The sequence below is a fragment of the Arthrobacter sulfonylureivorans genome (assembly GCF_022637435.1).
GTDB lineage: Bacteria > Actinomycetota > Actinomycetes > Actinomycetales > Micrococcaceae > Crystallibacter > Crystallibacter sulfonylureivorans.
The window spans coordinates 655,071-679,213 of the sequence record NZ_CP093326.1 but is presented as its reverse complement, the minus strand read 5'-3'; the positions used below and the strand labels follow the sequence as shown (position 1 = coordinate 679,213).

29 protein-coding genes and 1 riboswitch are annotated in these 24,143 nt (G+C 66.9%); of the genes, 20 read left to right on the top strand and 9 right to left on the bottom strand.

What is annotated here, in order from left to right:
- The first annotated feature begins 64 nt into the window (after nt 1-64).
- Nucleotides 65-1,114, top strand: coding sequence for a glycosyltransferase family 9 protein (locus MNQ99_RS03325; RefSeq protein WP_241915250.1), 1,050 nt, complete (start codon nt 65-67; stop codon nt 1,112-1,114).
- Here MNQ99_RS03325 and MNQ99_RS03320 read toward each other — a convergent pair.
- Nucleotides 1,047-1,760 (bottom strand): sigma-70 family RNA polymerase sigma factor, encoded by a 714-nt coding sequence (locus MNQ99_RS03320; protein ID WP_241914444.1) that lies wholly within the window; start codon nt 1,758-1,760, stop codon nt 1,047-1,049. The two genes, MNQ99_RS03325 and MNQ99_RS03320, sit on opposite strands and share 68 nt — an antisense overlap.
- A gap of 333 nt (nt 1,761-2,093) precedes the next feature.
- A complete protein-coding gene (locus MNQ99_RS03315; protein ID WP_241914443.1) occupies nt 2,094-2,834 on the bottom strand; it encodes a DUF427 domain-containing protein in 741 nt (246 codons plus the stop codon).
- A gap of 78 nt (nt 2,835-2,912) precedes the next feature.
- Between MNQ99_RS03315 and MNQ99_RS03310 the strand changes: the two genes are divergently transcribed.
- Complete coding sequence (locus MNQ99_RS03310) at nt 2,913-3,386, top strand: carboxymuconolactone decarboxylase family protein (RefSeq protein WP_241914442.1); 474 nt, start codon at nt 2,913-2,915, stop codon at nt 3,384-3,386.
- A gap of 144 nt (nt 3,387-3,530) precedes the next feature.
- Here MNQ99_RS03310 and MNQ99_RS03305 read toward each other — a convergent pair whose 3' ends face one another.
- On the bottom strand, nt 3,531-4,634 hold the full coding sequence (locus MNQ99_RS03305; protein ID WP_241914441.1) for an NADH:flavin oxidoreductase/NADH oxidase: 1,104 nt from the start codon (nt 4,632-4,634) through the stop codon (nt 3,531-3,533).
- Between the two features lie 66 nt (nt 4,635-4,700).
- Nucleotides 4,701-5,096: a RidA family protein gene (locus MNQ99_RS03300; protein WP_241914440.1), complete on the bottom strand. Its 396-nt coding sequence runs from the start codon at nt 5,094-5,096 to the stop codon at nt 4,701-4,703.
- A 191-nt stretch (nt 5,097-5,287) separates the two neighbouring features.
- Between MNQ99_RS03300 and MNQ99_RS03295 the strand changes: the two genes are divergently transcribed.
- From MNQ99_RS03295 to MNQ99_RS03255, 9 genes are all read left to right on the top strand, one after another.
- Nucleotides 5,288-6,535, top strand: coding sequence for a pyridoxal phosphate-dependent aminotransferase (locus MNQ99_RS03295; protein WP_127512454.1), 1,248 nt, complete (start codon nt 5,288-5,290; stop codon nt 6,533-6,535).
- A gap of 107 nt (nt 6,536-6,642) precedes the next feature.
- On the top strand, nt 6,643-7,320 hold the full coding sequence (locus tag MNQ99_RS03290; protein WP_241914439.1) for a septum formation family protein: 678 nt from the start codon (nt 6,643-6,645) through the stop codon (nt 7,318-7,320).
- A gap of 131 nt (nt 7,321-7,451) precedes the next feature.
- Nucleotides 7,452-7,661, top strand: coding sequence for a hypothetical protein (locus tag MNQ99_RS03285; RefSeq protein WP_241914438.1), 210 nt, complete (start codon nt 7,452-7,454; stop codon nt 7,659-7,661).
- A gap of 57 nt (nt 7,662-7,718) precedes the next feature.
- Nucleotides 7,719-8,096, top strand: coding sequence for a glyoxalase superfamily protein (locus MNQ99_RS03280; protein WP_127512451.1), 378 nt, complete (start codon nt 7,719-7,721; stop codon nt 8,094-8,096).
- Nucleotides 8,097-8,488: 392 nt separating this feature from the next.
- Nucleotides 8,489-8,740, top strand: coding sequence for a hypothetical protein (locus tag MNQ99_RS03275; RefSeq protein WP_127512450.1), 252 nt, complete (start codon nt 8,489-8,491; stop codon nt 8,738-8,740).
- A gap of 184 nt (nt 8,741-8,924) precedes the next feature.
- Nucleotides 8,925-9,344, top strand: coding sequence for a VOC family protein (locus MNQ99_RS03270; protein ID WP_241914437.1), 420 nt, complete (start codon nt 8,925-8,927; stop codon nt 9,342-9,344).
- Between the two features lie 50 nt (nt 9,345-9,394).
- Entirely contained in the window at nt 9,395-9,691 is a 297-nt protein-coding gene (locus MNQ99_RS03265; RefSeq protein WP_241914436.1) for an acylphosphatase, read from the top strand.
- 29 nt (nt 9,692-9,720) lie between these two features.
- Nucleotides 9,721-10,191 carry a YbaK/EbsC family protein gene (locus MNQ99_RS03260; protein ID WP_241914435.1) on the top strand — a complete coding sequence of 157 codons (471 nt, stop codon included), beginning with the start codon at nt 9,721-9,723 and terminating at the stop codon, nt 10,189-10,191.
- Between the two features lie 366 nt (nt 10,192-10,557).
- The gene (locus MNQ99_RS03255) at nt 10,558-11,100 is read left to right on the top strand and encodes an AMIN-like domain-containing (lipo)protein (protein ID WP_241914434.1); all 543 of its coding nucleotides are present in this window, start codon (nt 10,558-10,560) and stop codon (nt 11,098-11,100) included.
- Nucleotides 11,101-11,120: 20 nt separating this feature from the next.
- On the opposite strand, the gene MNQ99_RS03250 is transcribed toward MNQ99_RS03255, so the two are convergent.
- Complete coding sequence (locus MNQ99_RS03250) at nt 11,121-13,028, bottom strand: penicillin-binding transpeptidase domain-containing protein (protein WP_241914433.1); 1,908 nt, start codon at nt 13,026-13,028, stop codon at nt 11,121-11,123.
- A gap of 150 nt (nt 13,029-13,178) precedes the next feature.
- Between MNQ99_RS03250 and MNQ99_RS03245 the strand changes: the two genes are divergently transcribed.
- The 4 genes from MNQ99_RS03245 to MNQ99_RS03230 all read left to right on the top strand — a co-directional run bounded on the left by MNQ99_RS03245 (nt 13,179) and on the right by MNQ99_RS03230 (nt 16,624).
- On the top strand, nt 13,179-14,105 hold the full coding sequence (locus MNQ99_RS03245; RefSeq protein ID WP_127512444.1) for a diacylglycerol/lipid kinase family protein: 927 nt from the start codon (nt 13,179-13,181) through the stop codon (nt 14,103-14,105).
- A 200-nt stretch (nt 14,106-14,305) separates the two neighbouring features.
- A complete protein-coding gene (locus MNQ99_RS03240) occupies nt 14,306-15,124 on the top strand; it encodes an amino acid ABC transporter substrate-binding protein (protein WP_241914432.1) in 819 nt (272 codons plus the stop codon).
- A 44-nt stretch (nt 15,125-15,168) separates the two neighbouring features.
- A complete protein-coding gene (locus MNQ99_RS03235) occupies nt 15,169-15,834 on the top strand; it encodes an amino acid ABC transporter permease (RefSeq protein ID WP_241914431.1) in 666 nt (221 codons plus the stop codon).
- The gene (locus MNQ99_RS03230; RefSeq protein WP_277883592.1) at nt 15,821-16,624 is read left to right on the top strand and encodes an amino acid ABC transporter ATP-binding protein; all 804 of its coding nucleotides are present in this window, start codon (nt 15,821-15,823) and stop codon (nt 16,622-16,624) included. The genes MNQ99_RS03235 and MNQ99_RS03230 overlap by 14 nt, the downstream gene beginning before the upstream one ends.
- A 102-nt stretch (nt 16,625-16,726) precedes the next feature.
- Here the strand turns inward: MNQ99_RS03230 and MNQ99_RS03225 are convergent, their stop codons facing one another.
- Complete coding sequence (locus tag MNQ99_RS03225) at nt 16,727-17,173, bottom strand: hypothetical protein (protein WP_241914430.1); 447 nt, start codon at nt 17,171-17,173, stop codon at nt 16,727-16,729.
- Nucleotides 17,174-17,449: 276 nt separating this feature from the next.
- On the opposite strand from MNQ99_RS03225, the gene MNQ99_RS03220 reads away from it, so the two are divergent.
- The gene (locus MNQ99_RS03220; protein ID WP_127512440.1) at nt 17,450-17,662 is read left to right on the top strand and encodes a hypothetical protein; all 213 of its coding nucleotides are present in this window, start codon (nt 17,450-17,452) and stop codon (nt 17,660-17,662) included.
- 59 nt (nt 17,663-17,721) lie between these two features.
- On the opposite strand, the gene MNQ99_RS03215 is transcribed toward MNQ99_RS03220, so the two are convergent.
- Nucleotides 17,722-18,696 (bottom strand): zinc-binding dehydrogenase, encoded by a 975-nt coding sequence (locus MNQ99_RS03215; protein ID WP_241914429.1) that lies wholly within the window; start codon nt 18,694-18,696, stop codon nt 17,722-17,724.
- 97 nt (nt 18,697-18,793) lie between these two features.
- On the opposite strand from MNQ99_RS03215, the gene soxR reads away from it, so the two are divergent.
- The gene (gene soxR, locus MNQ99_RS03210) at nt 18,794-19,303 is read left to right on the top strand and encodes a redox-sensitive transcriptional activator SoxR (RefSeq protein WP_241914428.1); all 510 of its coding nucleotides are present in this window, start codon (nt 18,794-18,796) and stop codon (nt 19,301-19,303) included.
- A gap of 14 nt (nt 19,304-19,317) precedes the next feature.
- Here the strand turns inward: soxR and MNQ99_RS03205 are convergent, their stop codons facing one another.
- On the bottom strand, nt 19,318-19,521 hold the full coding sequence (locus tag MNQ99_RS03205) for a hypothetical protein (RefSeq protein ID WP_241914427.1): 204 nt from the start codon (nt 19,519-19,521) through the stop codon (nt 19,318-19,320).
- Between the two features lie 104 nt (nt 19,522-19,625).
- Here MNQ99_RS03205 and MNQ99_RS03200 point away from each other — a divergent pair, with 104 nt between their 5' ends.
- Together MNQ99_RS03200 and MNQ99_RS03195 are read left to right on the top strand one after the other, a co-directional pair.
- Nucleotides 19,626-20,495, top strand: a complete 870-nt coding sequence (locus MNQ99_RS03200; RefSeq protein ID WP_241914426.1) for a prephenate dehydratase — start codon at nt 19,626-19,628, stop codon at nt 20,493-20,495.
- A gap of 110 nt (nt 20,496-20,605) precedes the next feature.
- Nucleotides 20,606-20,720, top strand: a riboswitch (SAM riboswitch).
- A gap of 42 nt (nt 20,721-20,762) precedes the next feature.
- Complete coding sequence (locus tag MNQ99_RS03195) at nt 20,763-21,269, top strand: flavin reductase family protein (protein ID WP_241914425.1); 507 nt, start codon at nt 20,763-20,765, stop codon at nt 21,267-21,269.
- A gap of 12 nt (nt 21,270-21,281) precedes the next feature.
- Here the strand turns inward: MNQ99_RS03195 and MNQ99_RS03190 are convergent, their stop codons facing one another.
- Nucleotides 21,282-22,271 (bottom strand): aldo/keto reductase, encoded by a 990-nt coding sequence (locus MNQ99_RS03190; RefSeq protein ID WP_241914424.1) that lies wholly within the window; start codon nt 22,269-22,271, stop codon nt 21,282-21,284.
- A 182-nt stretch (nt 22,272-22,453) separates the two neighbouring features.
- Between MNQ99_RS03190 and MNQ99_RS03185 the strand changes: the two genes are divergently transcribed.
- Nucleotides 22,454-24,091, top strand: a complete 1,638-nt coding sequence (locus MNQ99_RS03185) for an MDR family MFS transporter (RefSeq protein ID WP_241914423.1) — start codon at nt 22,454-22,456, stop codon at nt 24,089-24,091.
- The last annotated feature ends 52 nt before the right edge of the window (nt 24,092-24,143 follow it).

Genomic DNA, 24,143 nt, shown 5'->3' with positions numbered 1-24,143 from the left:
CCATCCGCTTTCCCCTCCCGCGGCAGGATGGGGCGGGAAGCGGATGCTGCAGGCATCTGGCAGGATGGGCCACAGCCGGCTGGGAAGGAAGTGCGCAGTGGCCGAACCCCAAGAACTGGAACGGGACGGACGGCCGGAGCTGCTGGTGCTCCGGGCGCTGAAGCTGGGCGATCTGCTGGTGGCGGTTCCTGCGCTGCGGGCATTGCGCGCGGCGTACCCGGACCACCGGATCCTCTACGCCGCCCAGGCCTGGCTGCGGCCCGTCCTCGAACTCACCGGGTCGGTGGACGACCTGCTGCCCACGCACGGGTTGGATGTTCCGGTGGCCTTGGCGCCCGGCCGGGCGGAGATCGCCGTGAACCTGCACGGCAACGGCCCGGAGAGCCGGGGCCGGCTGGAAGCCCTGCAGCCCGCGGTCCGCATCGGCCATCAGGCACCGGGCTGGAACGGCCCCGAATGGCTGGAGGGCGTACACGAACGCGAGCGCTGGGCCCGCCTGCTGCAGTGGCACGGGATTGACGCTGATCCGCTGGACTACCGGCTCATCAAGCCGGTGATGCCGAGCCCATGCCCTGGAGCGGCGGTCCTGCACGTCGGTGCCGCTTACGGTAGCCGGCTCTGGCCGGCCGACCGGTTCGCCGCCGTCGCCCGCGGTCTGGTCTCTCAGGGGCACCGGATCCTGTTCACCGGAAGCACGGCCGAACGGCCGCGGGCACAGGCCGTCGCCGAGCTGGCCGGGCTGGGGCCGGAAACCGTCGTCGCCGGCACTTTGTCGCTGGCGGAATTTGCGGCCGCGGTCGCCGAGGCCGCCGTGGTTATTTCCGCCGACACCGGCGCGGCCCATCTGGCCTCCGCTTACGCCAGACCGTCTGTTGTCATCTTCGGCCCCGCGCCGGTCGGCGTCTGGGGGCCGCCGCCGGGACCGCACACCGTCCTGACCGATGCAAGCCTGCGGCTGGGTGACACGTTCGCCGCGGATCCCGACCCGGCACTGCTGGCCGTCAGCGCCGACGATGTCCTGTCGGCGGTTGCGCTGCTCCCGGTGGCTACGCCGTCCGGATCGGCTGCCGGGCCGGCGCTGGCTGTTCCCCCAGCACCCGGCGCTGAAGCTTGACCAAGATCCGGGCCAGCGCCCGGGACACCTGCATCTGCGTCATGCCGACGCGTTCGCCGATGCGGCGCTGCGATTCTTCCTGGAAGTAGCGGTAAAAGAGCAATTGCCGTTCCCGCGGTTCGAGCTCTTGGATGGCGCTCCGCAGTATCAGCAGTTCTTCGGTCCGTTCGGTCCCGCCGTCCGTCACGGCCAGCGACTCGGCAAGGCTCTGCCCTTCAGGGGTCCCGTCCAGCGATTCCGGCCGCAGGCTGCCGTGGCAATTCAGCGCTTCGGCCACCGTGTCCGGGCTTTCCGCGAGCGCACCGGCCAGCTCCAGGAGCCGAGGTTCGCGGCCCAGGCGCTGGGCTAGTTCCGGCGTCAGCTTGATGGCGGCCGTCCGCAGGTCCTGAAGATGGCGCGGCGGCCGGACCACCCACGAGCTGTCCCGCAGATAGCGCTTCAGCTCGCCGTGCACGGTGGGCACGGCATAGGCAGCAAAGTCGGCGCCGTGGTCCGGATCGAAGCCACGGACCGCCTTGAGCAGTCCCAGCCGGGCCACTTGCTGCAGATCATCGAGCTCCCGGCCCGGACCCGAGTAGTTGCGGGCAATTCTCTCGGCGATGCCCAGGTGCCCCAGCAGCAGCTCCTCTTCCAATGCCGCACGCAAGGACCCCTTGGCGCACCTCGCCCTGCGGAACAAAACCTGCAAGGCTTCCTCGTCGCAATGCATCGTCGGACCACTCTCACTCAGGGAAGTGCGGGATCAGAACCACGTCCCCCCAAGAAATCATAAGCATACTGATTATGCAACAGGTTGGGGTGGGAAAAATGCTCAAAAGCCTTTTCTTCTCCGCGGAGAAGAAGGTATAAGCCGCAGAAGCAGGCAGACGGCGGGCCAAGCAGGCCGACGGCGGGCCGAATTTTTCGGTGCCGAGCGGCTGGCTGGACTACTACGCCTCCGCGGCCCCGGAGGCCGGTGCGGGCTGGGGGAAGTGCCGGGTCAGGACCAGGGAGTCTCCGGCCGGTCCTGCGGGGCGCCGTCAACCACCAGGTCCACGCGCTCGTTAAAGAAGCAGAACAGGTCCCGGATCTTGGGGTTTTCCGGGATTGGATCCGGATAGCTCCACATCACGTCGCGGACCAGGTTCTGGCCGAGCCGGACGGACCAGTACCGGGCCATGCCCTTGTAGGGGCAGCTGGTGACGGTGTCGCTGGCCTCCAGCAGGTCCGTCCGTACGTCTTCGGCCGGCAAGTAGTAGCGGACGGGCAGGTACGTTTCGAAGAGCAGCAGCGGCCGGATGCTGTCGGCCACCTTCTGGCCCTCCAGATAAATCTGGACGCGGCGGGAGCTGCGCAGCGTATCCACCCGTTTGTAGGGATCGCGTGCATGCACCAGCGCCCGTTCGTCTTCCTCGTACCATTCCAGCTGCCGCCAGGAGAAGGTCACGTGTCCGGCCAGATCGGCCAGCTCTCCGGTGGGGTTGGGGTGCTCCCAGGCGCCGGCTTCCGCCCGCTTGCTGCCGAGGGCCACATCCCAGATCTGCTGTCCGGCCGACCCGGCGCGCGGATTGGCGAGCGCTCCCGCTGCCACGTCCTCCCGCGGCAGGTAGTACGTGGGCAGTTCGCCTCGTCCGTACTGGACCAGCAGCCTGGCCCGGGCGCTGTCCGCCACCAAACCTCCGCCCAGCCGGACCCGGATCCGGCGACCGGTGGGCTCCGTAAACGGCTTCTCGAATTCCATGGGGCACACGCTACTCTCCTCGGGCCTTGGCGGGCAGGGTGCCAGAATGGGAATTCACCCCAGTAACAGGAGGCTTGAGTGAGCACCGACGAACGTCGCGCCAATATCTACATCGACAAGCAGAACCCCGCGGCGTACCGCGCCCTCAACGGCCTGGCCCTCAAGGTCGGCGAGGCCGCCGATGCGGCCGGCCTGGACCGGAAGCTGGTCGAGCTGCTCAACCTGCGTATCTCGCAAATCAACGGCTGCTCCTACTGCCTGAACATGCATACCCGGCTTGCGCTGGGCGAGGGAGAAACGGCGCAGCGGCTGTCCGTCCTCCCCTCATGGCGGGACACCGAAGTGTTCACTGACAAGGAACGCGCGGCGCTGGCCCTTGCCGAGGCCTTGACCGAACTGCCGGCCCACCACAGCCAGGAGCGGGAGTACGCTGCCGCCCGTGAACAGCTCACGGACGAGGAGTTTTCCGCGGTCAGCTGGATCACGGTCGCGATGAACGCGTTCAACCGGGTCTCCATCGTCAGCAAGCACCGCGTCCGCCCCAACAAATAACGGACGACGGCGGGGGCGCACCTACCGAAGGTGTCGCACCCCGCCGTCGTGGTGCCTTGGGGTAACGGGGCGCACGGGGGCGGGGTGAGCACCCCGTCCTCGGCCGCGGCGCCGGTGCGCTCGGCCGTGGGGGTTTAGCTCCGGCTACCAGGCGGCTCGCCAGTACTGGTCCGCACGAGGGTTCCCGTCGCGGGCGACGCCGAGGACCTTCGCCGCGTTCGCCGGCCAGTGCGCGTCCTTCAGCGCAGCGCGGCCAACGCTTACCCCGTCGGCCTGCCCGGTGACCACCACATGTTCCGCCTGTGCCGGGTCGGTCAGCAGCCCGACGGCGGTGACGAACGAATCCGTGCCATCCAGCGCCTCGCGCACTGCAGCAGCGAGCGGCACTTGGAAGCCCGGACCGGAGGGGCCGTGATACGCCCCGATGCCTGCGCTGGAGAGGTCGAACGCGGTGACGCCGAGTTCCCTCGCCTCGCGGACAAAGCGGACCGTGTCGGCCAGCCGCCACCCGCCCTCGACCCAGTCGTCTCCGGAGAGGCGGATCGCCAGCGGCTTGTGGTCCGGCCAGACAGCCCGCACCGCCTTGATGACCTCGCGCGCGTACCGTGTGCGGTTTTCGTAGCTGCCCCCGTAGGCGTCTTCACGGTGGTTTGTCAGCGGGGAGAGGAACTGGTGGATGAGGTAGCCGTGGGCGCCATGGATCTGGACAACGTCGAACCCGGCCTCGTCCGCTCGGCGGGCTGCGTCCGCCCAAGCCTGGACGGACGCCTGGATCTCAGGGATGTCCAGGGCGTGCGGCCGCTCCAACCCGAAGATGTCGGTCGTTGAGGGGCCCACCGTCTCCCAGCCGCCGTCGCCCATCGGGATGGAGCCCTCGGCCTGCGCGGGCAACCAAGGGTAGGTGGAGGCCTTGGCGCCGGCGTGTGCCAGCTGGATACCGATCGCCGCCCCCTGCGCGCGGGCGAAGTCCACGACCGGCTTCCAGGCGTCGCGCTGCGCGTCGTTCCACAGTCCGGCGTCCCGGTCGGAGATCCGGCCCTCGGGCACCACGGCGGTTGCCTCGGCGACGACCAGCCCGAAGCCGCCGGCGGCCCGGGCTCCGAGGTGCACCAGGTGCCAGTCGGTGGGCACCCCATCGCGTGCGCTCACCGAGTACTGGCACATCGGTGCCAGTACCGTGCGGTTGCGCAACTGCAGTCCGGTGCCGTCGGGGGTGGTCAGGGTAGCGGGTTCGAAGAGCTTACTCACGATGAGCCCCAACCGTGCCGCCGCAGCAGCTATTCCCGCACGGGCCCCGGGACAGCAACCCGTCCGTCAGACCTGTCCCGGAACCTGCGCGAGGGCATCGATCTCCACGAGCACGCCGGGCCGGGCGGAGCCCACCTGCAGGACGGTGATCGCCGTCGGCACCTGCCCCCAGACCTCGGCGGCGGCCGCGAACCCCTCGTTCGGGTCCTGTCCGGCCGCCAGATAAATATTCAGTTTGGCGACGTCCTGCTGTGTTGCGCCGGCATCCTTGAGGACTGCGAGCACGTTGCGCATTGCCTGCCTGGTCTGGCCGGCGAGGTCGTCGCTGACCATTTCGCCGTCGGCATTGACTCCGTTCTGGCCGCCCACAACCAGCAGTCGCCCGGGTCCGTCGACGAGCACGCCTTGGGAAAAAGCCGGGCTGCGGAACATGCCGTCCGGGTTGATGTGCTTCAGGCTCATGGCGTTCCTCCGTAGCTGCTCCGCGTTGAGGTTCATCACGCTAGGCGGTTACGGCGTCGGGCACCAGACCTGCCGCCGTCGGAGCGCACCCCTGCGCCGTGTTGAACCGGACTGTTGAAACCGGCCGGGATTAACACGCATCGTGTTGAACACCACATGAACGCTTTGTGCCGGATATGAAAACATAGGGCATGCGTCCGATGCAGCATTCCAGCAAACTCCAGAACGTTCGATACGAGCTCCGCGGCCCGATTTTGCACGCGGCCAAGAAGATGGAAGCCGAGGGCCACCGCATCCTGCGGATGAACCTCGGGGACCCAGCGCCGTTCGGGCTGGAAGCGCCGGAATCGATTGTGGTGGACATGATCCACCACCTGCGCGGGGCGCAGGGCTACAGCGATTCCAAGGGCATCTTTTCCGCCCGCACGGCGATCTCGCAGTATTACCAGACCAAAGGCCTGATGCAGATCGGCGTGGAGGACATCTTCATCGGCAACGGGGTCTCCGAACTCATCTCCATGACGCTGCAGGCGTTCCTGGAGAACGGCGACGAAGTGCTGATCCCCGCACCCGACTACCCGCTGTGGACCGCGTCCGTGACCCTCTCCGGCGGCAAGGCCGTCCACTACCTGTGCAACGAAGACAACCACTGGTGGCCGGACATGGCGGACGTCGAAGCCAAAATCACCGGCCGGACCCGCGCGATCGTGCTGATCAACCCCAACAATCCCACCGGCGCCGTCTACCCGCGGCACGTACTGGAGCAGTTCGCGGCGCTGGCACGCAAGCACGATCTGGTGCTGTTCTCGGACGAGATCTACGAAAAGATCACCTACGAGGACGCCGTCCACATCCATACCGCTTCCGTGGCCCCGGACCTGCCCGTGCTCACCTTCAGCGGGCTGTCCAAGGCCTACCGGATGCCCGGCTACCGGGCCGGCTGGGTGGCCATCAGCGGCCCCCGCGCCGAGACCGCCGCGTACCGGGAATCGCTGGAGCTGCTGGCCTCGCTGCGGCTGTGCTCCAACGTGCCGGCGCAGCACGCCATCCAGACCTCATTGGGCGGCTACCAGTCCATCGGCGATCTGGTGAAGCCCGGTGGTCGGCTGCGCGAACAGCGCGATCTGGCCTGCCGGCTGCTCAACCAGATTCCCGGTGTCAGCTGCGTCCCTGCCGCCGGGGCCATGTATCTGTTCCCCAAGCTCGATCCCGCTGTCTACCCCTTCGAGGACGACGAAAAGTTCGTGCTGGACCTGCTCGAGGAGGAGAAGATCCTGGTCTCGCATGGCACGGCCTTCCATTGGCCCACGCCGGACCATTTCCGCTTCGTGATCCTGCCTTCGGTGGAGGACATTGAAGAAGCGGTGCGCCGGATTTCCTCCTTCCTGGCCATCTACCGGAAGAAGACGGCCGACGCCGCAGCCGCCACCGCTGTGTGATCGCACCGGCCGTGACGCAGCGTCCGGATAGAACGGCAGCGCCCTGTTAGGCTGCTGACGTTCCGGCTGCCTGTCGTAGGCGGCCTCGGCGCTGACATCGGGGGACCATGCGGATCCAGCTATCGGCCGCTTTAGCGGTGCTGGCCGCGTTGCTGCTCTCCGGGTGTTCGGGGCCCGCGGCATCCGACGCACGTGCTGCACCTGTTGGAACGGAAAGCCCGACGGCGGTGCCGGCCGCCGGCAGCGGATCGTCCGGTTCTGCGAGTAGCGTTGCCCCGGTGTCCGGCCGCTTCGCCGCTCCCCTGCCCTCCGGTTCCTCCACCGGGTCCTCCATTGAGCCGGAGGTTGCCCTCAGCGAAGAGGAATCAGCGGCCAATACCGCCTACATAGACAGCTTCCTGGCCGAGCAGTGGAAGGCAGGGGCCAAACCTTCGACTGTGAGCGCTGCCCTTCCCGGCGATTGCGTGTTCTTCGACTGGGAATACTCCTCCGGCCCCACGCAGACTGCCCTCTTCCCCGTGCCCTGCGATGAGCCACACGAAGGTGAGGTCTTCGGCGTCGTCACCCATGGGAACCAGCCATATCCGGGAGAGCACTCGCTCAGCCGAGAGTCCAACCGCTTGTGTGCAGATTTTCTGGAACAGCACATCGAGAAGTTGGCTCGCGGTCATAGCTTCCGGCCATTCTCCCCCACCGAAGCGGATTGGAAAGCCGGCGAACGCAGTTCAGTCTGTTTGTATAGCCCGCCCGGGCCCTTGTCGGAGCGAAGCCACTTCACGAATTAGCGCCCCGGCCGCAGCACGGCGTCCTGTGTGAATTCGTCGTAAACATCGGGCGGGTCCCCTTGTGGCCGCCACACACCGCCCGCATTGTCGAGGTAGATGCATCGGCGTTGACCCGACTTGAGGAGCACAACATGCCTGATAACCCGCTCGAAAACTGGGACTTGGTTCCCGGCACCCTGGTGGAAGTCCACAAGGACGGGATGATGCTGCGGACCGGACGGATTGATGCGGTAACCCTCGATGCGGACATCGTCTGGCTCGCCAATAACGGTTCACACCCGCGCAGCCTGTTCGAAAAGTCCGAGGGGTACCAGCTCTGCCTGGCTAGGGACAGGAACTGACCGCGGGCGGAGGCTTGCCCCTATCCCTACATCCATGCCGACGCTAGCGTGTCCGACATGGACATGAAACTCGAACTCGTTGCCGTGCCGGTCACCGACGTCGACCGCGCCAAGAAGTTCTACGTGGAACAGGTGGGCTTCAACGCCGACCACGATTACCAGGTGAATCCGGAGTTGAGGTTCGTGCAGCTCACGCCTCCCGGATCAGCCTGTTCCATTGTCATTGGCGATGGCATCACCCAGATGGCACCCGGCTCGCAGCAAGGCCTGCAGATGGTAGTCGCCGACGCACGGGCAGCACGGGAGGAACTCCTCGGCCGCGGTGTCGAAGCCAGTGACGTGGACGAACAGCCCTGGGGACACTTCGTGTATTTCAGCGACCCGGACGGCAACACCTGGTCGCTGCAGCAGCTGCCGCCCCGGGGCACTCCCTGATCTGGGCACTACAAAAGCCTGGCCTCCGGTTCACCAAGCAGGTTTCCTCCGCCGGCCCGGTGAGTAAAGTCCGCCCGGAACAACGTCCGGGGAGCCAAACTTTTTTGCCCGCATCGGAATAAACCCGATTGGAGGCCCGTTCCCTTAACCGAAACTGCGAATGGACTATTGAGGGATCAGCATGCTTGGAGCAGGAGATCAGCGGAGAAGTTCTTTCCCGCGCCCTGCCGCTTTGCTCCCCCGCCCCCATTGTTAGCGCCTTTCTGCAGCCGGTATGAACCGGCCTTTTTGCCTAACCAGCAGTCCCCGAACGTTGCCGCGGCAGGCCGGCCTCACCGCTGATCCGGCCTACTAGGGCACGCCTTTACCGCCCGCTACACAGGAGGTCATGCATGACACTATCCACAACAAGTCAGTCCCCGCAGGTCAATTCCACCCCCACAAGGATCCGCAACCTCGGGCATCTGCGCCGCGGCGATTCGGTCGAGGCCCGCATGGACAACGCCGTCCAGTACCGGGGCCGCGTCGACCGCACCGCGCCGGGTGTCGGCTTGGTCTGGATCCGCGACGACGCCGACGGCTCTCGGCGCGCCATCAGCACCCAGGATTGCACGGTCTGGCGTTTGCCCAGCCAGCAGGCGTAAAGAGCGGCACCACCACCCCCACAGGCGGACGACGCCGGCACCCACTGCTGTGCCGGTTCGTCCGTTACTGCGTTAAGGCGCCATGACGGTTCCAGTCGGACCTTGTCCAACAGCCGGTCGCGGAGTTGAATAGACCGGGAACCGCCGGACGGGAGAGGTCCGGACACCGCAACCGGAGAGCCTCATGGCCGTCTCGTTCAACCACACCATTGTGTATGCCGCGGATAAGAAAGCGTCGGCTGAATTCTTCGCCGAGATCTTTGGACTCAGTCCGCCGCAGCCGATGTTCGGATACTTCATGACGGTCACCCTGGAGGGCGGCGTGGCGCTGGACTACGCCGACTCGGACGGGAGCGTCCAACCCCAGCACTATGCCTTCCTGGTCAGCGAAGACGAGTTCGACGGAGTCTTCGCGCGCATCCAGTCGGCTGGAATCGACTACTGGGCCGACCCAGCGAGGAGTCGGCCTGGGCAGATCAACCACAACGACGGCGGCCGCGGCGTCTACTTCACCGACCCGTCCGGCCATTTTCTGGAGGCAATCACCCGCCCCTATGGTTCCGGCACCACTGGTTTCGGCACCGCTGGTTTCGGCACCCCCTGAGGCGAGCCGCCGTCGTCGTACGCTGGACGCAGATCCGCGAGGAGGGACGCTTGGACGCACAGCACGGGATCAGCGGGAACGTGCGCCTCAGCGCGACCGTGAGCGGTCGGGTCCAGGGCGTGGGCTTCCGCTACTGGACTCGAGACCAGGCCGAGCAGCTGGGGCTGGTCGGATCGGCGGTGAACCAGCCCGACGGAACCGTCGGCGTGGTGGCCGAGGGCCCGCAGGATGCAGTCGAGCAGCTGGTGTCGGCACTCGAATCCGGCAACGCGCCGGGCCGGGTCAGGCGCGTTGAGAAAACCTACGCGGCCGCGACGGGCGGGCTCAACGGCTTCGACGTGGGCTGAGGCTCCGGCCCCTTGGGTACGATCGGGTCATGAATAACCCAGTAGCCGCCGTCCGGACTGCCTTGGTGGAACGTGGTGTTGCGGATACCGTCACGGTGTTCGACGACGAGGTTCCCACCGCGGCCGAAGCGGCCAGGGTGCTGGACTGCGACGTGGCGGCCATCGCCAACAGCCTGGTGTTCGATTCCGGCGGCAGCCCGCTGCTGATCCTGGCCAGCGGAGCAGCACGGGTGGACACGAAGCTGGTAGCGGCCGAGCTGGGACTGGACCGCATCCGGCGGGCCGATGCGGACTTCGTCCTGACGCACACCGGCCAAGCCATCGGCGGGGTGGCACCGGTGGGACACCCCGCGACGATCCGCACGGTGCTGGACCGGTCCCTGGCCGGCCATCCCGTGCTGTGGGCCGGCGCCGGTGATCATCGGGCGATGTTCTCGATCGGCTTCGACGACCTGCGCCGGATCACTTCAGCCGTGGTGATGGACGTCAGGGCTGACTGACGCCGGCTTCCCAACGCCAGCAGCCCGGTGTGACGTTTAAATCGGCCAGCCCCGCGGGGTGTTCACGCGGGGCTGGCTCTTGGGGGATTCGCCGGCCCGGTAATGATGGGGGTCCGTAACCGGCTAACGCTGAAAGTATGCCACTCGTCGCGCACAAACTACAGCATTGTGATTTATGTTACGTATCCGCGTAACAGTCCGGTTTCCCAGTCGGACGGGACACGGACTGGTCACCGGAAGATCAAGGAAACGCCGGCGGAATCAGCGCTCCGTAACGGTTTCAGCGTCATCTCGAATCCGCCCGGTCCGGCGCCTAAAAACGCTTCTATCCTGAGGGCATCGCTCCCCCGATGAAAGGCGTGCGCCATGAGGAAGCTCCCCACATGGCTTTCCGTGATCCTGCTGGTCCTGGGCCTGGGATTGGTGGCACCGGGCCCCGCGGCCGCCGCTCCCTACTGCGGGATTTCCTGGGGATCGGGGGCAAAATCCGCGCCCGGGAGCACCACCGCCCCGATCACGAATGTCCGCACTGGACGGCACACCTGCTACGACCGCATGGTCATCAGCATCCGCGGTGATGTTGCCGGCTACTCCGTTCGTTACGGAACGGTGCGGGCGCAGGGCTCCGGCCGCGTGATCCCGCTGCGCGGCGGCGCCGACCTGGCCGTGGTCGTTAGGGCGCCGGCCTACAATTCGAGCGGCCGCGCCACCTACCGTCCCGCCAACCCGAAGGAACTGGCCAACGTCCGTGGCTACACCACGTTCCGCCAGCTCGCCTGGGGCGGAAGCTTCGAAGGCTACACCACCATCGGCCTGGGCGTGCGCGCCCGGCTGCCGTTCAGGGTTTTTAGCCTGGATGGCCCGGGCAACATGTCCCGGCTGGTGGTCGATGTGGCTCACCGCTGGTAGGCGGTACCGCAGGCGGTGGGTTAGCCGGCAGCGGCTTCCAGGAAGGCCTCGGCCAGCGGGCCGGCCGTCTCGGCGCCGAGCTTGCCGTCCTCCACGAACACCGCAATGGCAAGGTCGCCATGGCCGGCGATCACCCAGGAGTGGGTCTGCGGCGGGTCCTCGGAGCCGTATTCGGCGGTTCCGGTCTTGCCGATCGCGGGCTTGCCGGGCAGGTCCGCCAGATTGGCCAAGTAGCCGTCCACCACGGCCGAGCGCATCATGGTGCGCAGCTGCTCGGCCTCCTTTTCGGTCAGCTTCGGCACGTCCGGAAGCTTGGCTTGGGGATCGTGTCCGTCCACCAAGGTAGGCACCACGGATTCGCCTTTCACCACGGCCGCCATCAGGGTGGCGAGCGACAGCGGCGACGTTTGCATGCGGGACTGGCCGATCATCGAGGCGGCGTGAGCGGTGCCCTCGGAGTCTTCGCGCGGCACAGTGCCCAGGAAGGCCTCGATCCCGGGGTTGGCCGTCATGCCGACGCCCAGGGCACCGGCGGCATCCGCGAGCTGGTCCTGCGAGAGCTCCTCGTGTTCGGAGATGAACGCCGTATTGCAGGAGTGGGCGATGGCCTCGGTCAAAGTGATCTTGCCGGTGAAGGCCGCGGGGTAGCTGTCCGCGTTCTCGAAGGTGCGGCCGTCCACCACCAGGTCCGGGTCGCAGGTGACGGTGGAATCCGGAGTCATGCCGTTGCGCAGCAGGCCCAGAGCCGTGGCGATCTTGAAGGTGGAACCGGGCGCGTACTGACCCAGGAACGCGGTGTTGTAGCCTTCGCTGTCCGGCCCGTTGGCGGCCGCCAGGACTGCACCCGTGGACGGCCTCAACGCGACGATCGAACTCGGCGACTTGGTGTCGGCCAGAATGTCCTCGGCGGCGGACTGCAGGTCAGGCACCAGCGTGGTCTTCAGGTTCGTGCCGTCGGCCGGGTCCTGGTGAAACAGCTGGCGGGTCGGCGCTTCGGCGCCTTCTTCGGCCGGCTGCGCGACGGCGGAGACCGTAGTTCCCGGGGTGCCGGAGAGCTCCTTGTTGAACGCCGCCTGCAGACCGGACGAGCCGACCGTCTCGCCCGCCACCACCTTGCCTTCGGACTTCTCGATGTCCTCTGCCGTGGCCTCCCGGACAGAGCCCAGCACCGGCCCGGCGAAGGTGCGGCTGGGCGCCAGCGGGATCTGGTCGTCCACGGCCAGGGACCCGTCGATGTCCTCCAGCTTCCCCTGGTCCAGTTCCTTGAAGGCGCCCTCGCGAAGGGTAATCGCGTCAACGAAGGCCTCCGGCCCGTAGGCGGCAACCTTTTTCGCGTAGCCTGCGGCGTCAATCTCGACCAGCGCTGCCAGCTCGCGGGCGGAGTCCTCTGCGGTTGATTCGTCCAGCCCGGTCTTGTCGATCCCGACAATCTTGACCGGGCGGTTCTTGACGATCGCTTCGCCGTCGGCGTCGAGGATCTGGCCGCGCTGTGGCTCTTTGGTGGCCAGCACCAGCCGCTCGCCCTCCGCCAGCGAGGGTTCGAGGACCTGCGGTGTCCACCGCACCTGCCAGCGGTCGTCCGCATAATGCAGGTCCGCCGTCGTGGTGTAGCTCCAGCCCTGCTCCGAGTCCGGCACCGGCCAGTCATAGGAAAGGGTGGCCCGGAACAGGTTGGATTCGACTTCTTCGACGCCGGTCACGGTGACGTCGGGCTGCCACGCGTCCATATCCTTGGTCAGCGCGGCTAACTGCTCCTGCACCTGGGCACCGGTGGCATCGGCGAAGGCCACCGCCGAGACGTCTTTGGCGGCCAGCCCTTCGGCCAGCGCCTGGGCGGTTGGGTCCGGCGATTCCCGCTCGGGTGCACAAGCAGCTATCGCCACCGTCAGCAGCAGGGCCATGATGAGTGCAAGTGCGCGCCGAAGCATTCTTCTCCTGGATCCGAGAGTGTCCTGTTCGAACTTATTATCGCCCCGGGGCGATGTCGAGCCGGACCGCGCCCGGCGAATGCTGCTTGAATGGGTTTCGTCGGGTTGCAAGGCCACGGCCGGCCGGACAGGACCCAGGTAAAGGACATCATGACCGAATTCGCCCCCTCAGGCTCCCGCCGTGCCGCGGTGGTCTGGAATCCATCGAAGAAGTTCAGCTTTGATCTAGTGGCGCTGGTCGAAGGCGCGTGCGCCGAAACCGGCTGGCAGCCGCCGCTGTGGCTGGAAACCACGCTGGAGGACCCCGGTGCCGGACAGACGCAGCAGGCGATGGAAGCCGGAGTCGACCTTGTCATCGCGGCCGGCGGCGACGGCACCGTGCGGCGCGTGGCCGGGCGGCTGGCCGGAACGGACACGCCGCTGGGCGTGATCCCGCTGGGCACCGGCAACCTGCTGGCACGCAATCTGGACCTGCCGGTGGACGACCCGGAGACCGCGGTGCGCATCGCGTTGGCCGGCCGCGACCGGCCTATCGACGCGGTGCTGGCCAAGGTGGACGACTCGGGCAGCGGCGCGGTGTTCCTGGTCATGGCCGGACTCGGCTTTGACGCCGCCGTCATTGGCGGCACGGACGACGGGCTCAAGGACCGAATCGGTTGGCTCGCCTACGTGGAAGCCGGTTTGCGCAATCTCCCGGGCAAGCCGGTCCGTGCCACGCTGTCCATCGACGGCGGCAAACCCATCACCCTGCGGATGCGCAGCGTGATGGGCGGTAACTGCGGCAAGATCCAGGGCGGATTCGAGATGTTCCCCGGTGCGCAGATCGATGACGGGCTATTGGACATCATGACCATTTCCCCGCGCGGCCGGCTCGGCTGGCTCGGCGTGCTGGCCGGGCTGGCCAAGCGCGGCCGGAGCGTGGACCCGTCGGTGGACTACTACCAGGGCAAGGAAGTGGAGATCACCGCCGGCCGGCCACAGGAGATGCAGCTGGACGGGGACCATATTGGCCTGGGTTCCCGGCTCTCCATGCGCGTGGATCCGGGCGCACTGCGGGTCCGGGTAGCGGCGGACTGACCAAGGACGACGGCGGTGCGTGCCGCCGGGCGACGGTGCGGCTGCGTGCCGCCGCGTCCCGGGCGGCGTGCGGCTGCTCACAGTATCGACACAGTTCGGAACATATCTTGAGGTCGCGGTTGTTGTACGTGCTAGCGTTCAGCGTCCGCCGGCCACCCCACCGGCAGGCTTACCGTCCTAGACCACAAGGAATTTCCACCATGATTCGTCGTCGTTTGTCCGTACTCGGTGCCGCCGCAGCTGCCGCCCTGGTGCTGGCCGGCTGCAGCACCTCCTCGCCGTCGGAGTCGCAGCCGTCGACCTCCGCCGCAGCCAGCTCGCTTCAGGAGATCCAGGACGCCGGCGTGATCACCGTGGGGACCGAGGGCACCTACCGCCCGTTCAGCTTCCACGAGGGCGGCCAAGGCGACCTGACCGGTTACGACGTCGAGATCGTCAAGGCCGTAGCGGATAAGCTCGGCGTGGACGTGAAGTTCGAAGAGACCCAGTGGGACGCCATCTTCGCCGGCTTGGATGCCGGCCGGTTCGATGTGATCGCCAACCAGGTCTCCATCAACGAAGAGCGCCAGGCCAAGTACGACTTCTCCGACCCCTACACGGTGAGCACCGGCGTCGTCGTCGTGAAGAGCGATAACAGCGATATTTCCTCGCTGGCCGACCTCAACGGCAAGACCAGCGCCCAGTCGCTCACCAGCAACTGGTATGAGCTCGCCAAGCAGGCCGGCGCCAAGGTCCAGGCCGTCGAGGGCTGGGCGCAGGCCGTTTCGCTGCTGGAGCAGGGCCGCGTGGACGCCACCGTCAACGACAAGCTCACGTACCTGGATTACCAGGCCAGCCATGACAACCAGAACATCAAGGTGGCCGCGGAAACCGATGAAGAGTCGCAGAGCGCCTTCACCTTCCGGAAGGGCAGCGAGGATCTGGTGGAGGCCTTTGACAAGGCGCTCGGGGAGCTGCGCGACGACGGTACGCTGGCCAAAATCTCCGAGAAGTACTTCGGCGCAGACGTCACCAAGTAAACGGACCAAGTAAACGGGCAGGGGCAAGACGCTAACGTAGCCGTATGAACATCGACTGGGAGCTGCTGCGCAGTTCGTTCTGGCCTATCGTCCAGGGCGGGCTGACCGGCACCATCCCGCTGTCGCTGGCCAGTTTCGCCATCGGCTTGGTCCTGGCGCTCCTCCTCGCGTTGATGCGGATCAGCGGCAACCGGATCTTGGCCGGTGCCGCCCGGGCCTACATCTCGGTCATCCGCGGCACTCCCCTGCTGGTCCAGCTGTTCGTGATCTTCTACGGCCTGCCGAGCATCGGCGTGGTGCTCGAACCGTGGCCCAGCGCGATCATCGCGTTCTCGATGAATGTGGGCGGCTACGCGGCAGAGGTGATCAGGGCGGCGATCCTGTCCGTGCCGAAGGGCCAGTGGGAAGCCGGACACACCATCGGCATGGCCCGCACCACCACGCTCCGGCGCATCGTCCTGCCGCAGGCGGCCCGGGTCTCCGTGCCGCCGCTGTCCAACACCTTCATTTCGCTGGTCAAGGACACGTCCCTCGCCTCGCTGATTCTGGTCACCGAAGCGTTCCGGGTGGCCCAGGAAATCGCAGCCTTCAGCCAGGAGTTCCTGCTGCTGTACATGGAGGCCGCGGTGGTCTACTGGGTGTTCTGCCTGGTCCTGTCCGCCGGGCAGACTCGACTTGAGAAGAGGCTGGACCGCTATGTCGCCCATTGAAGTTCCGCCCACGGCGTCGGCCTCCGGCGCCCCAGCCGATCCTGTGCTCTCCGTCGAGGGTCTGCGTAAGTCCTTCGGCGGCAACCAGGTGCTGACGTCCATCGACCTGTCGGTGCAGACCGGAGGCGTGCTGGCGCTGATCGGCCCCTCCGGCTCCGGCAAGACCACCGTGCTGCGGTGCCTGAACGGCTTGGAGATTCCCGACGGCGGACGGGTCGGCTTCGCAGGCGGACCCGCCGTGGACTTCGGCTCGCCCGTGGGCCGCAAGCAGATCTCCGAGCTGCGGGACCGCAGCGCCATGGTGTTCCAGCACTACAACCTGTTTCCGCACATGACCGTCCTGCAGAACATCATCGAGGGTCCGGTCCAGGTCCAGAAGCGGCCCCGGGCCGAAGCTGTACGTGAGGCCATGTCGCTGTTGGAACGCGTGGGGCTGACCGGCAAGGAAGACCAGTACCCGCACCAGCTCTCCGGCGGACAGCAGCAGCGGGTCGGCATTGTCCGGGCGCTGGCGCTTAAACCCTCGCTGCTGCTCTTCGACGAGCCGACCTCGGCGCTGGACCCCGAACTGGTGGGCGATGTGTTGCACGTGATCAAGGAACTGGCCGACGAAGGCTGGACCATGGCGCTGGTGACGCACGAGCTGGCGTTCGCCCGGGAAGTGGCCAGCGAAGTGGTGTTCATGGACGGCGGCGTGGTGGTGGAACGCGGCCACCCCGATCAGGTGCTGCGCGAGCCGCAGGAAGAGCGCACCCGGCAGTTCGTCCACCGGCTGCTGAACCCTTTTTAGGGGCGAACCCCACACCCTGGGTGCGGGCCGGCAGGTCCGCTGTTCAGCAGACGTCCTTCTCGACGCCGAAAAGGGCGCCTGCCGAATATTCGATGGCTGCCGCTACCGGCCGGGCTGCGAGGGCCCGCGCATCGGCATCGGTGGGATTTCCGTGGTTGGGATTCCCGTGGGTGGGATTCCCGGCCCGGGTGAATGAGGGCGTCCGTGACCATGAACCGGAGCCGCCGGCAGCGGCGCCGGGTGTGGTGCGGCCGCGATCCCCAGCTGCAACGTCCGGAACCAGCCGTCGTACCGCTGGTCGGCACGCTTCACGGCGCGCGAAATCCCTACCGTCAGCAGCACAAAGCCGGCGATCGAAACCATCGCGAACAGCACCGCAAAGCCGGTGTAGACGTCCGCGTTCGAGCTGTAGAACACGCTGGTGGCCTCCCGGAAGGACTCGCGGACTGCCGAGGCCCACATCCATCCGCTCATCGCACCTCCAGCAACAAAGAGGACAATGCCCCATACGGTCAGGCCGGCAGCTGGCGGGAAGTAGCGGTAGCTCATGCTTCCCACTATCGGCAACCCGCCCCGGTTACGTCGGTCCCCACTACGTATTCTTGACCACACTCCTCAGCCGCCGATCCCGCCAAATCCGCGCCAGAGCTGCTGAATCGCGAAAGAAGTTACACGGCACGCCGCTTGAAAATTCATCTGATGTCCATTGGAATGGCAGAATGTAAACCTCCATGCACCGTTCCGCATGGCACCACGTTCCGGCCGGAAGCTACCCATCCCGCACTTTCTCCTCTGCGGCGGCCTCCGGTCACGAAAGGCAGAACCATGGCCACGACTTTGGCTACCAAGTCTTTGACGGCACAGACGGCCTCCGAGGCCCACGACCTCCTCAATGCTGCGGTGGAAGAATTGCAATCAATCGCAGCCATCGACGGCGATTGCGGCATTCTGGTCACCCGCACCGGACCCGGGCAGTTCACTGTGGAACTGAGCGACGACGTGCCCTACGGCATCACCCAGGAATCCGACCTCGACTAGGACCCGCCACGCCGGCTGGGCCCACCAGCACGGGCCGCCGCGGGCCTTGACTCCCGAATCTAGGCTGCTAACCCGTCGGCAAGCAGGACCACCTTGCCGAAGCTTTCCCTCGCCTCCAGCGCACGGTGCGCCTCGGCTGCCTGCGACAGCGGGAAGCCGGTGTCCGTCAGCGGGGTCCGTGTGCCGTCCGCCGCGCGTTCCAGCGCTTCCGCCTCCAGCGAGCGCAGCCCTCCTACGCGCGCTGTGAGGGCCGGCCCCAACACCGTGACCGCCGTCTTCCCCTCGTGCCGGTACGTGTTTTCCTCACCCGACGACCAGCCGAACACCAGTTGGGTTCCGCCATCGGCCAGCAGCTCAAAGGCGATCCGCCCCACCTCTCCGCCCACGCCGTCGTACACCACGGTGGGGCGGCCGAGTTTCCGCAGTTGCTGCTGCCAGCCCCGGACACGGTAATCAATAACGACGCCGGCGCCCGCCTTCAGCGCATGGGCCGCCTTCGCCGGCCCGCCGGCAAGTCCGATCACGGTGGCCCCGGCGTTCCGCGCCGCTTGAACCAACAGGATGCCCAGCCCGCCGGCGGCCGACGGAATCAGTACAGTGTCCTCGGCGCTCAGCGTGAGCTGGTCGAGAATGCCGGCGGCGGTCCGGCCGGTGCCGATCGCAGCGACCGCGGCGTCAAAGCCCAGGCCCGCGGTCAGCTCATGCAGGGAGTCCACTGCCGCCAGCGCCTGGTCAGCGTAGCCGCCGCTGGCCATGCCCAGATGAACGGCCACCCGCTTGCCCAGCCACTGCGCGTCCACCCCTGGCCCCACCCGGTCCACCACACCGGCCACTTCCCGGCCCGGGACCATCGGCAGCTCCGGCCGGGGCATCGCACCGAAGTTGGTGCCGCTGCGGATGCTGGTATCGAGCAAGTGCACACCGCTGGCGCTGACGGCAATGCGCACCTCACCGGCATGGGGAGCAAGATCCGGAAGCTCCTCGTAGACCAAAACCTCGGGGCCGCCGAATTCGCGCTGGACTATTGCGTGCATAGTTTCTCCTTGGGTCTGCAGTCCGCAACTACGGGATTTCCCCAGTGGACAACCTCAACTAGGCTTCAGGTCAAGAGGATGGAGGGCGACCATCACCATGCCCGCGGCAAACTTAAAGGAACTGACCCCCGGCGAGCTGTCCGAGCGCAGCGGGGCTGCCGTTTCCGCACTTCATTTTTATGAACGGGAAGGGCTGATCAGCAGCCGTCGCACGTCCGGAAACCAGCGGCGCTATCCGCGGCACATGCTGCGCCGAGTCGCGTTCATCCGGGTCTCGCAGCAGGTGGGCATTCCGCTGCGGGAGATCAAGGCGGCGCTGGACTCGCTGCCACAGGACAGGGCGCCCACCAAGGCCAACTGGGCGAGGCTGTCTGCGGGATGGCGGGATCATCTGGACGCGCGGATCGATGAACTGCAGCGGTTGCGCGACGATCTCACCGGCTGCATCGGCTGTGGCTGCCTCTCCTTACGAACCTGCACGCTCAACAATCCGGCCGACCGGCTGGGGCAAAACGGCCCGGGAGCGCGCCGGCTGTTGCCGAAGGGTCCGCTGGTTGGTCCTGCGGACGACCCCGAAGCCAGCACTATTGGCCAGCCCTTTGGTTGACCCGGGGGCCGGCCCTACCGCCTCCCGGACCGCCTGGCTGCAATAGCCATGCCGGCCAGCGCTCCGGCGCCGATCAGCAGCACCACAGACATTACGATCAGCGGCGGCATCATGTCCAGCCCCATGATGGACGGCATCACGGTCAGACTGACGGCGAAGAGGGCGACGACGGCGGCAGCGAGCCAGAGGGCAACGGCACGGGGGTTGGATCCTTCCACGCCCTCCACTGTATCGGCGTATCGCTCCATCACTCCGGCTTTGTGACGGCGGCCGGACCCCGCCGAATAATGCCCCGGGCTGTCCCGGTGGGATAATTTCGCCCATGGCTCCAGCAATCGCATACCAAGGTGAACCCGGCTCGAACTCGCATATGGCGTGCCTTGCGGTCCGGCCCGGCTGGGACGCGGTGCCGTGCGCCAGCTTTGAAGACGCCTTCGCCGCCGTCACAAGCGGGGAGGCCGAACTGGCCATGATCCCCATTGACAACTCGATCGCCGGCCGGGTGGCGGACATCCATGCCCTGCTGCCCAGGACCACGCTGCAGATCGTGGAGGAATTCTTCCTGCCCATCCGCTTCAGTCTGCTGGGCATTCCGGGGGCCACGGTGGAACAGGCCCGTGAAGTGCACAGCCACATCCATGCGTTGGGACAGTGCCGCAAGCTGATCCGCCGCTTGGGGCTGACGCCGGTCATCGCGGGTGATACCGCCGGCTCCGCCCGTGAGGTAGCCGAATGGAACGATCCGACCAAGGTCTCGCTCGCGCCCCCCATGGCCGCAGAACTTTATGGCTTGGAAGTCTTCGCCGAGAAAGTGGAAGACGATCCAACGAACACCACCCGGTTCGTGGTGCTGGCCGACCGTCGGCCCGTGCCCAGCCGCGAGGAGCTGCCCGGTCCCGCGGTGACCAGCTTTGTCTTCCGGGTGCGGAACGTTCCCTCGGCGCTCTACAAGGCACTCGGCGGCTTCGCGACCAACGGCATCAATATGACCCGGCTGGAGAGCTACATGGTCGGCGGCGAATTCGCGGCCACCATGTTCATGGTGGACGTCGAAGGCCATCCGGAGGACCAGTCAATGGTCCATGCCTTCGAGGAACTGGAATTTTTCACCACCGAAATCCGGATTCTGGGCGTCTATCCCGCGCATCCGTTCCGGCTGCACCGCGACGCGGAACAGCCGGTCGACGCCTAAGGCAGCGGAGCCCCGTGCCGATGCCTGGCACGCGGAGTTCTTGACGGAGTTCTTAACGAACTGTTACCCGCGTTTGACCGGGGCCACGTCCCGCTCTTACCTTGGAAATGAATCACGAGCGCCAACTTCACAGCCCTGGCTAGTTGGCCGGCAACCCTCTACCGTAGCGGGGTGCTCCAGGTGATGATTCGGCCCGCCGGGTTTGTCGGCAGGCAAGTACGCGTATCCTCCGGCAGCAGCGGATGCGCCTGAGTCCCAAGGATGGCCATGTCCCTGCACAACGACTTGACCCCGAACACCCTGCGCTCCGCCTTCGGGCGCTTTCCCTCCGGAATCGCAGCGCTCTGCGCCGTCATCGACGGCAAGCCGCAAGGCATCGTCGCCTCCTCCTTCACCGTGGGCGTTTCGCTGGAGCCGCCGCTGGTGATGTTCGCTGTCCAGAACACCTCCCGGACCTGGCCGCTGGTCCGGCACGCCGGCCGGATCGGTGTTTCGGTGCTGGGCACGGAGCACGACGGCGTCTGCCGCCAGATTGCTTCCAAGAACGGCGACCGCTTCGCCGGGCTGAGCCTGCACCGCACCGACCAGGACGCGCTATTCCTCAACGACGCAGCGTTGTGGCTGGATTGCTCAGTGCATCAGGAGTTCCCGGCCGGTGACCATCAGGTGGTGCTGCTGGAGGTACACGGACTGAGCACGCACGACGGCGCCCACGATCCGCTGGTCTTCCACGACTCCGCGTTCCGCCGGCTGGTACAGCCCGCGTTCGTCTAGGGCAGCGTTCGTTTAGGGCAGCGGGCGCCCTCGGGCCGCCACCCACAGCGCGTACCATTCCTGCCGGGTCATTGCGGCGCCGATCTCCTCGGCCTGGGCGCAGGCCTTGATCCGATCCGCATTGCTGGTTCCAACGACCGGCCGGATCTGGGCCGGATGGCGCAGCAGCCAGCCCAGCACCACCGCTTCCTGCGTGCAGCCCTTGTCCCGGGCCAATTCGGAGACCAGAGCAGCCGTCGCCCCATCCGCGGCTGCCGCACCACCGTCGCCAGCGGTGCCGTCGGCGCCGTCGGCACGCTCCGCCGGCCGGCCGCTGTAGCGGCCCCGCGCCAGCGAGCCCCAGGCCTGCAGCTCCACCGCGTGGGCAGCACAGTACTCCAGGGTGCCGTGCGGGAAGCTGACGGCCGCGCCTTCCGGGTGGTTGACCAGCACGCCTGATTCAAGCCAGTCCCGCCGGTACAGGCTCATTTCCAGTTGGTTCACCGTGAGTGGCTCGTCCAGCGCGGTCTGCAGCCACCGCATCTGCTCGCCGGACATGTTCGAGACACCCAGGCGGCGGACCTTCCCGGCGAGCCTGAGGCCGCTGAACGCCGCGGCAATCTCTTCGGCCGGGGCCAGCGGATCCGGCCGGTGGATCAGCAGCGTGTCCAAGTGATCCGTGTGCAGGCGGCGCAGGCTCTCCTCGGTGCCGGCCACGATCGCCGCGCGGGATGAGTCATACTGGCCGACCAGCCCGGGAACCGGCAGCCGGATGCCGCATTTGCTCTGCAGCTGGATGGTTTGCCGGAGGTCCGGACGCTCGGCCAGCACGCGGCCGAAAGCGGCCTCCGCCTTGCCGTGGGCATAGATGTCGGCGTGGTCGAAAATCCTGATGCCGATGTCCACCGCCGCCTCCACGGCCGTGTGGGCCGCGGCGATGTCGGCTGCCTCCAACGGGCCGCTCCCCCAGCCACCGCCCAAACCCATAGCGCCGAAGATCAGGCGGGATCCGGCGTCGTCCATTGGTGTGTCCCTTCGCTGGGCAGGCTTCCAGCCTACGTCAGCGCCGTGCCGAAAGCCGTGCCGAAATCGGGGGTTGTGCCGCTCCGCGGACGGCAGTACGGTAGCAGTCGCGGGGCGGATAGCGTCCCCAGGCAACCATCATCAGGCCGCCTGCGCCACCCGCACCGCCAGGAAGTTTCACCATGGCAGTTCCTCCCAGCCCGGACCGGGGCCCTCAGCCCTTCGGTCCTTCAACCGCACCGGTTTCCGCACGCACGGATCAGGACCGGGACCATATCCGGGACCGCGCGGCCACCCCGCAGCCGCGGATCATGGTGGTGTTCCTGGGCCTGATGCTCGCCGTCCTGCTGGCCGCGCTGGACCAGACCATCGTGGCGACCGCGCTGCCCACGATCGTCGGGGATTTGAACGGGCTGGAGCACATCTCCTGGGTGATCACCGCCTACATTCTGGCCGCCACCATCGGGCTGCCGATTTATGGCAAGCTCGGCGACCTGTTCGGCCGCAAGAGCATCTTCATCTTCGCGATCGCGGTGTTCCTGGGCGGCTCCATGCTCTCCGGCATGGCCCAGAGCATGCCGCAGCTGATCGCCTTCCGCGCCATCCAGGGGGTTGGCGGCGGCGGGTTGATGATCGGCGCCCAAGCGATCATCGGCGACCTTGTTTCGCCGCGCGAGCGGGGCAAGTACATGGGCCTGATCGGGGCGGCGTTCGGTCTCGCCTCGGTCAGCGGACCGCTGCTGGGCGGGTTCATCACCGACCATTGGAACTGGCGCTGGATCTTCTACATCAACCTGCCGCTGGGGGCCGCGGCGCTGGCCGTCATCTCCACCACCCTGCACCTGCGTAAACCTGGCGGTCCGCGGCCCAAGCTGGACTATCTGGGCACCTTCCTGCTGGCGGTCGCCAGTGCGGCCGTCATCCTGTTCACCAGCTGGGGCGGGACCACCTACCCCTGGGACAGCCCGGTGATCATCGTGCTCGGCGCGGTCACGGTGGTCGCCTCGGTGTTGTTCGTGCTGGCCGAACGCCGGGCCGTGGAACCGGTGCTGCCGCTGCGGCTGTTCCGCGACCGGGACTTCACGCTGCCAACGTTGATGGGCGTGTGCGTGGGCATCGCGATGTTCTCCGCGATCGCCTATCTGCCCACGTTCTTGCAGATGGTCAACGGCGCCAGCGCCACCGAGTCCGGCCTGATGATGATCCCCATGACTGCGGGCATGGTGGGAGCCACCACCGCCACCGGGCAACTGGTGACCCGCACCGGCCGCTACAAGATCTTCCCGATCATCGGCACCATACTGATCGCGGCCGGACTGGTCATGCTCTCGCAGATCTCCGACACCACGCCGTACGCGTTCACCGCCGCCGGGATGCTGGTGCTGGGACTGGGGCTGGGCTCCATCATGCAAAACCTGGTGCTGATCGTGCAGAACAGCGTCCGACGCCGGGATCTGGGCACGGCCACCTCGGCCACCAACTACTTCCGCCAGATCGGCGCCACCTTCGGCATTTCGCTGTTCGGCGCTATTTTCATCAGCCGCCTGACCGAGCAATTCTCGACGGCGCCGCACGACCTGGTGTCGACCATTGGTTCCGGCGGTGGCCAAAGCTTCAGTTCGCTCGGCCCCGCTGCGCTCAAATCGCTGCCTGCCCCGACCCAGGAGTTCATCGCGCATGCCTTCGCCCAGGCGCTGCCGCCGATCTACCTTTACGCGGTGCCGATCGTGCTCGCAGCGCTGGTGCTCGCCTGCTTCGTCAAGGAGATCCCGCTCTCGGAGGAAGTGGGCACCCCGGCCAGCCGGGACCGGCCGGAGTGAGCCGAGAGTGAGCCGGCGGCGGGCCGGCAGGAGTGAGCCGGCGGCGGGCCCG

Coding starts and splice junctions, on each gene's coding strand:
- MNQ99_RS03190 (WP_241914424.1), bottom strand. CDS start 22,271: ATGGACGACGCCGGATCCCGCCTGATCTTCGGCGCTATGGGTTTGGGC.
- MNQ99_RS03250 (WP_241914433.1), bottom strand. CDS start 13,028: ATGCTTCGGCGCGCACTTGCACTCATCATGGCCCTGCTGCTGACGGTG.
- MNQ99_RS03275 (WP_127512450.1), top strand. CDS start 8,489: ATGACACTATCCACAACAAGTCAGTCCCCGCAGGTCAATTCCACCCCC.
- MNQ99_RS03260 (WP_241914435.1), top strand. CDS start 9,721: ATGAATAACCCAGTAGCCGCCGTCCGGACTGCCTTGGTGGAACGTGGT.
- MNQ99_RS03245 (WP_127512444.1), top strand. CDS start 13,179: ATGACCGAATTCGCCCCCTCAGGCTCCCGCCGTGCCGCGGTGGTCTGG.
- MNQ99_RS03325 (WP_241915250.1), top strand. CDS start 65: ATGGGCCACAGCCGGCTGGGAAGGAAGTGCGCAGTGGCCGAACCCCAA.
- MNQ99_RS03240 (WP_241914432.1), top strand. CDS start 14,306: ATGATTCGTCGTCGTTTGTCCGTACTCGGTGCCGCCGCAGCTGCCGCC.
- MNQ99_RS03195 (WP_241914425.1), top strand. CDS start 20,763: ATGTCCCTGCACAACGACTTGACCCCGAACACCCTGCGCTCCGCCTTC.
- MNQ99_RS03220 (WP_127512440.1), top strand. CDS start 17,450: ATGGCCACGACTTTGGCTACCAAGTCTTTGACGGCACAGACGGCCTCC.
- MNQ99_RS03255 (WP_241914434.1), top strand. CDS start 10,558: ATGAGGAAGCTCCCCACATGGCTTTCCGTGATCCTGCTGGTCCTGGGC.
- MNQ99_RS03270 (WP_241914437.1), top strand. CDS start 8,925: ATGGCCGTCTCGTTCAACCACACCATTGTGTATGCCGCGGATAAGAAA.
- MNQ99_RS03235 (WP_241914431.1), top strand. CDS start 15,169: ATGAACATCGACTGGGAGCTGCTGCGCAGTTCGTTCTGGCCTATCGTC.
- MNQ99_RS03215 (WP_241914429.1), bottom strand. CDS start 18,696: ATGCACGCAATAGTCCAGCGCGAATTCGGCGGCCCCGAGGTTTTGGTC.
- MNQ99_RS03200 (WP_241914426.1), top strand. CDS start 19,626: ATGGCTCCAGCAATCGCATACCAAGGTGAACCCGGCTCGAACTCGCAT.
- MNQ99_RS03225 (WP_241914430.1), bottom strand. CDS start 17,173: ATGAGCTACCGCTACTTCCCGCCAGCTGCCGGCCTGACCGTATGGGGC.
- soxR (WP_241914428.1), top strand. CDS start 18,794: ATGCCCGCGGCAAACTTAAAGGAACTGACCCCCGGCGAGCTGTCCGAG.
- MNQ99_RS03285 (WP_241914438.1), top strand. CDS start 7,452: ATGCCTGATAACCCGCTCGAAAACTGGGACTTGGTTCCCGGCACCCTG.
- MNQ99_RS03280 (WP_127512451.1), top strand. CDS start 7,719: ATGGACATGAAACTCGAACTCGTTGCCGTGCCGGTCACCGACGTCGAC.
- MNQ99_RS03290 (WP_241914439.1), top strand. CDS start 6,643: ATGCGGATCCAGCTATCGGCCGCTTTAGCGGTGCTGGCCGCGTTGCTG.
- MNQ99_RS03295 (WP_127512454.1), top strand. CDS start 5,288: ATGCGTCCGATGCAGCATTCCAGCAAACTCCAGAACGTTCGATACGAG.
- MNQ99_RS03230 (WP_277883592.1), top strand. CDS start 15,821: ATGTCGCCCATTGAAGTTCCGCCCACGGCGTCGGCCTCCGGCGCCCCA.
- MNQ99_RS03315 (WP_241914443.1), bottom strand. CDS start 2,834: ATGGAATTCGAGAAGCCGTTTACGGAGCCCACCGGTCGCCGGATCCGG.
- MNQ99_RS03300 (WP_241914440.1), bottom strand. CDS start 5,096: ATGAGCCTGAAGCACATCAACCCGGACGGCATGTTCCGCAGCCCGGCT.
- MNQ99_RS03185 (WP_241914423.1), top strand. CDS start 22,454: ATGGCAGTTCCTCCCAGCCCGGACCGGGGCCCTCAGCCCTTCGGTCCT.